Here is an 8,557-nt window from a genome sequence, read left to right as displayed (position 1 = left end):
GAAAAAGTCTTGCTGAAGTTAAAGTGACGGGAAACCGCCTCAAAGGTGCGTGTTTCTACGTGGTGAGTGGGCATGGTGGCCCTGATCCCGGTGCTATTGGCAGGATAGGAAGCGTGGAACTGCATGAGGATGAATATGCCTATGATGTCGCTCTCCGTCTTGCCCGGAATCTGATGGAGGAAGGCGCTAAAGTTTATATTATTATTCAGGATGCCAAAGACGGTATCCGTGACGATCAATACCTTAATAACAGTAAACGCGAAACTTGTATGGGTGCTCCTATTCCTCTGAACCAGGTTGCCCGCCTTCGCCAGCGTTGTGAGAAAATAAATGCGCTCTATCAGAAAGACCGCAAGAGTTATACGTATTGCCGTTCCATCTTCTTGCATGTAGATAGCCGTAGTAAAAGTCACCAGACGGATGTATTCTTCTATCATGCTCCCAAAAGTGTGAATGGTAAACGGTTGGCAACTACAATGAAGAATACTTTCGAATCTAAATACGACCGCCACCAACCTAACCGTGGCTTTTCGGGAACTGTCAGCCCACGCAATTTGTATGTGCTGGCCAATTCCAGTCCTGCTGGAGTGTTTGTAGAGTTGGGTAATATTCAGAATACTTTCGACCAGCGCCGGTTTGTTATGAGTTCCAATCGTCAGGCGTTAGCGAAGTGGATGATGGAAGGTTTCATTACTGATTATAAGAAGAGCAAATAATCCTTATTTTCTTTCTGTTTTCTTTTCATGCCACACCACTACCGTCACTGCTGACAGTATCAGTAGAATGCCTAAAGCACTGTGCACCGTGAAATTTTCTTTGAATACCCAGCATCCGATGGCTACGGCAGTAAGTGGTTCCAAGGCTCCGAAGATGGAGGTTAGAGTGGGTCCGATGTGTTTAATAGCCTTTACCAAAGTTATATTTGAAATGGCTGTTGCGGGCAGTGCCAATCCGAGAATATTCAGCCATGCATATCCGTCTGTGGTCAGGCGGATACCGCTCGTCAGACATCCTCCTATAATAAAGAATAAGGCTCCCAGCCCCATAACATAGGCAGTCAGTGCTGTAGATGGAATGTTTACAGCACGGCTTTTGCGTACTCCGATAATGTATCCGCCGTAAAAGAAAACGGAGCATATAGCAGCGGTCAATCCTATGGTTGTATTGCCTCCTTTAAAGTCAATCTCTCCCGATGATAGCAATGCTGCTCCTATCAGCGAAATCACTACAGCAAATAGAATTGAGAATGACTTTTTTTCCCGGAAGAAGAACATCATGGCGAGGGCAACAGCCAATGGATACATGAAGTGGATGGTTGATGCTACTCCGCTGGCTATGTGCTGGTATGCGATGACCAGGCTCAATGAGGTTGCGGCACGGAAAAGACTCAATATGAACACTGTTCCGAAATCCTTCCGGTTGATACAGAATGTTTCACCTAAAAAGATGCCGAATATGATTAGTGTAAATGATGCGACTCCCCACCGATAGGCTAATACTTCGAAAGAAGAAAAACCTGAGGATAGCAGGGATATGGTGAAAAAAGGTGCCAATCCAAATGTTGAAGAAGAAGCTGCTGCGTATATATAACCTTTTATGTTGTCCATAGTTCTGATTGAAATTATAGATCGAATTTGAAATCCGGTGCAAAAGTACAAATTGCAAAGGTGAAAAAAACTATAATTGAGAGCAAAATCGCTTTTATATTGTTATTAGCACAATGCCGGTTAAATCTGGTTGGTGTTCACTTTAAAATAAAAATCTTATGGGAAAGAATTTATTAGTCTTAAGTGTATGGGTAAGCGTCCTGATGCTTGCCTCATGTGTAGGTAGCAAGAAAGAAACGGTGACTTATACTCCTGAAGAAATAGCAGATGCAGGGCAGGTGATGAAATACTACGACACCTCATTGGCTCTGTTGAAAAATGTGGTAAAGGAGAGGGATGTAAATGCGGTATTGGGTTATATGGAACAAAAAACGGAAGTACCCATGTTTTCATATATCATGTCTCCCGTCATTTCGAAAAAAGATTCTGCGGAGGTGATGCTACCGGGTGAATGCTTCGGTGCAGATGTCAGGCAGAACCTGATACAGAATTATGCGGAGCTTTTTCAGTCGAGAAATCAATTCTATGCTAATTTCAATAAATACTTGTCTCTTCTGAAAGAAAAAAAGACCGAGGGAATGGTCGATTTGCTGAATGATAACTATGAATTGAGTGTGGTAATGTCTGAATGTAAGCAGAATATATTTGATATATTGAGTCCGATTGCTTCAAATGCCCAGCGGGTTCTTCTGGCAGAAAATCCTGTGAAAGAGCAGATCATTGCAATGAAAAGCATGAGTACGACTATGCAGAGCATCATCAATTTGTATGCCCGTAAGCATGTTGAAGATAAATCCCGCCTGGATTTAAAGATTATGGAACTGCGACTTCAACTGGATGCGGCAGAGAAACTACCGGTAGTAAAAGGACACGAGGAAGAATCAGAGAAATTCAAGGATTTCCTGTCTAAAACAGAAGGATTTCTGAAAATAGTACAAGATGCCCGTCAGAAGAACTCATATGCTGATGAAGACTTTGAGGAAATCAGTAGCTATGGATTGGGTATTATATAAGTTCTTTCGCTACACGTGGCACAATCATTTTATGGAAAGGCTTAATAAAGAAGAAATAAGCCTTTCCTAATGCATTGTGATATTGAACCACGGTTGTTATATCTATCAGGTCGTTTCCTATCTTGGCAATGGAGACATAAAACAATAAGTGCTTATCATCTTTCCTCATGATAGCCTCATTTTCCGTATCTTCTATTATGCAATCTTCTGTTTTCAACACTTTTCCGGTTTCAAGCCCCAAAGGTTTTACCAGAATATTCCTGACCTTCATTAAAAAATTGAGCCACGCCGGGGAGTGATTGAATATTTTTTTGATTAGTTCTTTGGGAATTATCTGTTCTGCAGGCTTTTGGGCTTTCACAATGAATGTATCATGATAATCTGCCGGAAGATATTTGTCGATAAGTCTTTCCATATCTTTGAATAAAGTTGGGTTAGTTAAATGTCCTGTACAAAGATAGTGTTTCCGGATGGAATAATGGGAATGTCTTAATCATCATTTCCAGAAATTTGATATCTTTGTTGCGAACAGTAACTTAACTATTATGAATACTTTGAGTTTAACCCCAGGGATAAGCGTTCGAAGATTAGACTTATCTGAATATAAAGAGGCCGCATCTCTTTCTTTGGAAATATATCTTCAGACGGGTGAAGAGGATTTTGATGAACAAGGATTGGAAACTTTCAAAAGCTTCGTCAATGATGAGGCGATGATAAATAGCTTGGTCATTTACGGTGCATTTGATGAGGCAAGACTTGTGGGTGTGATGGCGGTCAAAAATGAAGGGAAACATATTTCCCTGTTTTTCATACGGGAGGAATATCACCGGAAAGGTATAGGCAGAAGATTATTCGATGCTTTTATCGAAGAGACTTCTGTGCCGGAAATGACTGTAAATTCCTCTACATATGCAGTGCCTTTCTACAAAAGTCTGGGATTTGAGCAGGTAAAGGAACCACAGATTACGAATGGACTGAAGTATGTGCCGATGAAAAGAGAGATAAGGGAATAGTTATATATTGCGGACAAAGACTATTTGCCCGCAATATATAAGATGATTATTCTACCGGAATGAAGATTTCTGTCAACAAATCCTCCGGTTTCGTATTGCACGGATCATTCAGATAACGCTCGGCACTCGACTCGTCTCTCATCGTACATTCCATTTCGGGAATGAACTTTCCGTAAATCGTGTCGTATACACTTTGCAGATACTCATAAGATCCTTTGTAGGTAAACACTGCATAACGTCCGGCAGGCAATTGCTTGAAGCCGATATCCCCTTTGGGAGTTACGGTTACAGGCATCACCATGCAAACATCGGTACGCAACTTGTCAGCAGGCGTCACTTTGGGATCATCGTGGTACATGCAATAAGGGGCCATGTCACCCATCGGCAGTTTTTCTTCTTTGATGAATTGGAACAAACGCATCCATGTGCCTCCGTAATCATTCATTTTATAGTCTCCGAACAGGCGGATATAAATTACATTTCTGAGAGGCACTTCTCTTATTTCTTTCTTTAACTCTAAATCGGGTCTGATAATTGCTGGTTTCATAATTACAAAGTTTTTATTGTTACGATACTCATTAGGTGAAATTCCATAGAACTGCTTGAATACTTTCGACAGTGACGATGGTGAGGAATAGCCGATGCGATAAGCGATATCTGCAATAGGCAAATCCGAGTAACGCAACAGGCGGGCGGCAGATTCTGTTCGTGTCCGGACTATGAACGTCCCGATTGGCTCGCCCAGAAATGCTTTCATGATGCGATGGAAGTAGAATGGAGAGAAATGAGAAATCTTGGCCAACGATTTCAGATCAATCTCTTCTCCAAGATGGAGGTTGATGTAATCTACTACTGCATTTACACATTTCTGATACTCTTCACGCGTGGTCTTCTTGCTATGTTCCATAAGTTCTTCTTTGAATTTCACGATGCAAAAATAAGGGTAAATAGAATAGGGGACTTGTCCAAAGTTGCTATAAATTCAATATCTTTGTACCCCCCCATGATTTTAAAGAAATGACCAAAGATATAAAAAAGAAACTACAGGAGTGGGCAAAGACCTATCATTGTGCGGATTTTATTCAAAATGATCCGGTACAATTCCCGCACCGTTACCGACAGAAACAGGATATAGAAATTAGCGGTCTGCTGACTGCTATTATGAGTTTTGGCAATCGTAAGCAGATTCTGAAGAAGGCTGATGAATTACACGATTGTATGGGGACGTCTCCTTATCAATATGTACTTTCCCGTCGTTGGGAGAAGGATTTTCCTGCTGAGGAAAAACGTAGCTTCTACCGCATGCTTTCGCATGCCGATTTTTATTCTTACTTTGAACGCTTGTATGCTGCTTATTCCCGTTTTGAAAGTTTGGAAGAGGCGCTCCAAGTGTATTCCGGACTACCAATAGAGAAACTCTGTGCTTTTCTGGAAGTATCTTCCCGCAGTCCTCAGAAGAAGCTGAATATGTTTCTCCGCTGGATGATACGTAAAGGACCGGAAGTTGACTTTGGAATTTGGGAAAGTTTTGATTGCAGGGATTTAATCATTCCTTTGGATACGCATGTCTGTCGCGTAGCCCGATTGTTGGAACTTACCGAGACGGAAACTTTTTCCTTGAAAAATGCACAAAGGATAACTGCCGCATTAGCGGAAGTCTTTCCGGATGATCCCTGTTACGGTGATTTTGCTTTGTTTGGCTATGGGGTGAATAATAAGTAGGGAATGTCCCTTTTTTACTATTTCTCCCCATTCCTTTTGTCTACTTTTGCGGCAATTCATGAGATATATCATATATTTGTCGTATGCAAACTTTTCGTATCGTAAAACCTGCTCCTGCATTGGCTCCTTATATCCGTTATTATTGGATATTACGGGATGATGCTTTTACTCCTGTGTCGGAACGGACATTGCCTGTTGGCTGTATGCAATTGGTATTTCATAAGGGTAGGCAATTAGTATCATTGCAAAATTCACAATTACAACCACAATCTTTTATTTGCGGTCAGTCTTTCGGCTTTTCCGACGTTATGTCGACGGGAATGATTGAAATGATAACAGTGGTTTTCCAGCCCTATGCGGCAAAGACTTTCCTGCGAATCCCGCTGCATCTTTTCTTCGGACAGAATATCTCTACGGATGAAGTGGAAGATACGGAACTCTCTGATTTATCCCGGAGAATCGTGGATACTCCGGATAATGACCAATGTATCCACTTGATTGAAGACTTTTTCTTCCATCGTTTGGTTTCCTGTTCCGAATACAATCTGAAAAGACTTTCTACGGTTTTGAGTGAAATAAACCTCCATCCACAGGTCAGCACATTAGAGCTTTCTGATGTAGCGTGCCTCAGTTCCAAGCAGTTTGGCCGTATATTTGCTGATTATATCGGTACTACTCCTAAAGAATTCCTTCGTATTGTGCGCATGCAGCGTGCTCTTTATACTTTGCAACAAGATCCGGCGTTACCTTTTGCCCAGGTAGCTTATGAGTGTGGCTTTTCCGACCAATCTCACATGATCAAGGAGTTTAAACTCTTCTCCGGCTATACCCCTGCCGAATACCTATCTGTCTGTGCCCCTGTCTCCGATTATTTTTCCACTCTTTAAAGATGTCTGTTTTCTTCTATTGAGGGTTACAGGCTTGCCCTATTTTTGCATTGTCTTTGCAAAGGCATAGTAATAACCATAAAAAGAAAACAAAATGAAAAAACTAATTGCATTTTTTGAAATTCCAGCTGCTGATTTCCACCGGGCAATCGATTTTTATGAAACCGTGTTGAATATGAAACTTCCGACTTGCGAATGTGAGGAAGAGAAGATGGCATTTTTCACTGAAGGGGATGAATTTGTCGGAGCAGTTTCTTATGCTTCTGATTTCCTTCCTTCTGAAAAAGGGGTGCTCATTCATTTCAATGTAGATGAGATTGAGCCTACTCTTGAAACAATTTTGAAAAAAGGCGGGAAAGTCGTTATTCCCAGAACAAAGATTGAGGCAGAAGGTAGGGGATATTTCGCTGTCTTTGTTGATACGGAGGGAAATCGCGTCGGTATTTATGCAGATAAATAATCAGCATTTCTGATTTTTCTGTTTACATTTGCAGCACACTTTTAAATTGTACAAATATGATTAGACTGAATGTTTTTATTCAAGTAAGTGAAAGTAACCGTGCTGCGGTGTTGGAAGCTGCAAAAGAGTTGGTAGCATCTTCTTTGAAAGATAAAGGTTGTATTGCCTATGATGTTTTCGAAAGCGCTACCCGTAATGATGTCCTGATGATTTGCGAAACCTGGGAAGATGTGGAATCGCTGTCTGTTCATGAGAAAGCGGAGCATTTTGTTACATTGGTTCCCAAAATACAGGGACTGGCTTCCATGAAGTTGGAGAAGTTTGACTTCTGACATAAGTAGAGAAGGTATGTCAAAATGAAGTTTAGAACACAAATTACGCAAATTGTACAAATAATATAAGATTCATGTTGTTGAAAATCAATGATTAATGAACTACTTATTTGCGTGATTCGCGTAATTTATGTTCACTTTTCCTATTTTGGCACACCTTTTTGTCTTGTCATATTATTCACCTGAATGACAGAGCATAATTGGTGGTAATCGACTTTATCTATGAATTTCAGTTATAAGCAAATTTGGCTAATAGCGTATCCTATTCTTATCAGTTTACTGATGGAGCACATGATAAATGTTACGGATACAGCTTTTTTAGGTCACGTAGGTGAAGTGGAGTAGGGAGCATCCGCGTTGGCGGGAGTGTTGTATATGGCTATTTATATGCTCGGTTTTGGATTCAGCATCGGTGTCCAAATTCTGATTGCGCGTAAAAATGGCGAGCGGAAGTATGGCGAAATAGGTGGAATATTCATGCAAGGTGCCTTTTTCTTGCTGGCATTGGCAGCCGTCATGTTTTTCTTGTGTGACTCTATTACAACACATATTCTCAGCCGTCTGATATCTTCCGATCAGGTTTATGCCGCTGCTTCTTCTTATTTGGAGTGGAGGAGGTACGGGCTTTTCTTTTCCTTTATTGCAATTCTGTTCCGGGCTTTCTACATTGGTATCACTGAGACGCGCACTCTTACGCTTAACTCTATAGTAATGGTGCTCAGTAATATTGTTTTCAATTATATTTTGATATTTGGAAAATTCGGTTTCCCGGCTTTGGGTATTGCAGGTGCGGCAATAGGTTCTTCGCTGGCAGAGTTGGTATCGTTACTGTTTTATGTGGCATACACCTGGCTGAAAGTGGATAAGAAAAAATATGCTTTATTCCAACAGTTTAGTTTCAAACTGTCCGAATTTAAACGCATTTGGAATATCTCATGTTGGACCATGCTTCAGTCCATATTGTTTCCTTCACAATGGTTCTTGTTTTTCATTGCTATCGAACATTTGGGAGAGCGTCCTTTGGCGATAGCCAATATCATGAGGAGTATCAATACTTGCTTCTTTATGGCTATTTTTGCTTTTTCCGATACTACCAGTTCTATGGTAAGTAATCTATTAGGGAGTGGAAAAGAGAAGAGTGAAATCTGGCTTGCCTGTAAACGTGCCATACGATTAACTTATATGATAGGTATACCGTTCCTATTGCTGTCCGCTTTGTTCCCTACCGTATTATTGCAGATATATACCAATAGTCAGGAGTTGGTACAGGCAGCATTACCTACTATGTACATCATGTTATTAGGATATCTCCTTTCAGCTCCCGGACTGGTGCTGTTTAATGCTGTTTCCGACACAGGAAATACAAGCCGGTCTATGAAAATCATGTTGATAACCATTTCCATTTATGTTGTTTATGTGGTTGTTATGGTTATGTACCTGCAAGTGGATGTCGCTATAGCGTGGACAAGTGAATATATTTACGGGGGTATGTTGCTGTTGCTTTCCTATCTGTATCTGAAAAG

The 8,557-nt window shown here is 40.9% G+C and carries 10 protein-coding genes and 1 pseudogene; 8 read left to right on the top strand and 3 right to left on the bottom strand.

Going from position 1 to position 8,557, the window contains the following annotated elements; translation table 11 throughout:
- Positions 1-716, top strand: a 716-nt coding sequence (locus tag BACCELL_RS24635) for an N-acetylmuramoyl-L-alanine amidase family protein (protein ID WP_007214885.1), incomplete at its 5' end; no start/stop codon positions are given.
- A 3-nt stretch (positions 717-719) separates the two neighbouring features.
- Here the strand turns inward: BACCELL_RS24635 and BACCELL_RS24630 are convergent.
- Entirely contained in the window at positions 720-1,607 is an 888-nt protein-coding gene (locus BACCELL_RS24630) for a DMT family transporter (protein WP_007217330.1), read from the bottom strand.
- A 158-nt stretch (positions 1,608-1,765) separates the two neighbouring features.
- Between BACCELL_RS24630 and BACCELL_RS24625 the strand changes: the two genes are divergently transcribed.
- Complete coding sequence (locus tag BACCELL_RS24625) at positions 1,766-2,620, top strand: DUF6845 domain-containing protein (RefSeq protein WP_007214882.1); 855 nt, start codon at positions 1,766-1,768, stop codon at positions 2,618-2,620.
- On the opposite strand, the gene BACCELL_RS24620 is transcribed toward BACCELL_RS24625, so the two are convergent.
- Complete coding sequence (locus BACCELL_RS24620; protein WP_007214881.1) at positions 2,613-3,035, bottom strand: DUF2867 domain-containing protein; 423 nt, start codon at positions 3,033-3,035, stop codon at positions 2,613-2,615. The two genes, BACCELL_RS24625 and BACCELL_RS24620, sit on opposite strands and share 8 nt — an antisense overlap.
- A gap of 130 nt (positions 3,036-3,165) precedes the next feature.
- Here BACCELL_RS24620 and BACCELL_RS24615 point away from each other — a divergent pair, with 130 nt between their 5' ends.
- The gene (locus BACCELL_RS24615) at positions 3,166-3,633 is read left to right on the top strand and encodes a GNAT family N-acetyltransferase (RefSeq protein WP_007214880.1); all 468 of its coding nucleotides are present in this window, start codon (positions 3,166-3,168) and stop codon (positions 3,631-3,633) included.
- Positions 3,634-3,679: 46 nt separating this feature from the next.
- Here the strand turns inward: BACCELL_RS24615 and BACCELL_RS24610 are convergent, their stop codons facing one another.
- Positions 3,680-4,540, bottom strand: coding sequence for an AraC family transcriptional regulator (locus BACCELL_RS24610; protein ID WP_044154368.1), 861 nt, complete (start codon positions 4,538-4,540; stop codon positions 3,680-3,682).
- A 110-nt stretch (positions 4,541-4,650) separates the two neighbouring features.
- Between BACCELL_RS24610 and BACCELL_RS24605 the strand changes: the two genes are divergently transcribed.
- From BACCELL_RS24605 to BACCELL_RS24585, 5 genes and pseudogenes are all read left to right on the top strand, one after another.
- The gene (locus BACCELL_RS24605) at positions 4,651-5,355 is read left to right on the top strand and encodes a TIGR02757 family protein (RefSeq protein ID WP_007214877.1); all 705 of its coding nucleotides are present in this window, start codon (positions 4,651-4,653) and stop codon (positions 5,353-5,355) included.
- 83 nt (positions 5,356-5,438) lie between these two features.
- Complete coding sequence (locus tag BACCELL_RS24600; protein ID WP_007214876.1) at positions 5,439-6,242, top strand: AraC family transcriptional regulator; 804 nt, start codon at positions 5,439-5,441, stop codon at positions 6,240-6,242.
- 94 nt (positions 6,243-6,336) lie between these two features.
- Positions 6,337-6,702 carry a VOC family protein gene (locus BACCELL_RS24595; RefSeq protein ID WP_007214875.1) on the top strand — a complete coding sequence of 122 codons (366 nt, stop codon included), beginning with the start codon at positions 6,337-6,339 and terminating at the stop codon, positions 6,700-6,702.
- A gap of 56 nt (positions 6,703-6,758) precedes the next feature.
- Complete coding sequence (locus tag BACCELL_RS24590) at positions 6,759-7,034, top strand: putative quinol monooxygenase (protein WP_007214874.1); 276 nt, start codon at positions 6,759-6,761, stop codon at positions 7,032-7,034.
- Positions 7,035-7,256: 222 nt separating this feature from the next.
- Positions 7,257-8,557, top strand: a pseudogene (locus tag BACCELL_RS24585) (MATE family efflux transporter); the annotation flags it as partial.

It is taken from the genome of Bacteroides cellulosilyticus DSM 14838 (assembly GCF_000158035.1).
GTDB lineage: Bacteria > Bacteroidota > Bacteroidia > Bacteroidales > Bacteroidaceae > Bacteroides > Bacteroides cellulosilyticus.
Note: the sequence above shows the minus strand (reverse complement) of the source record. Positions and strands in the feature narration are given on the sequence as shown.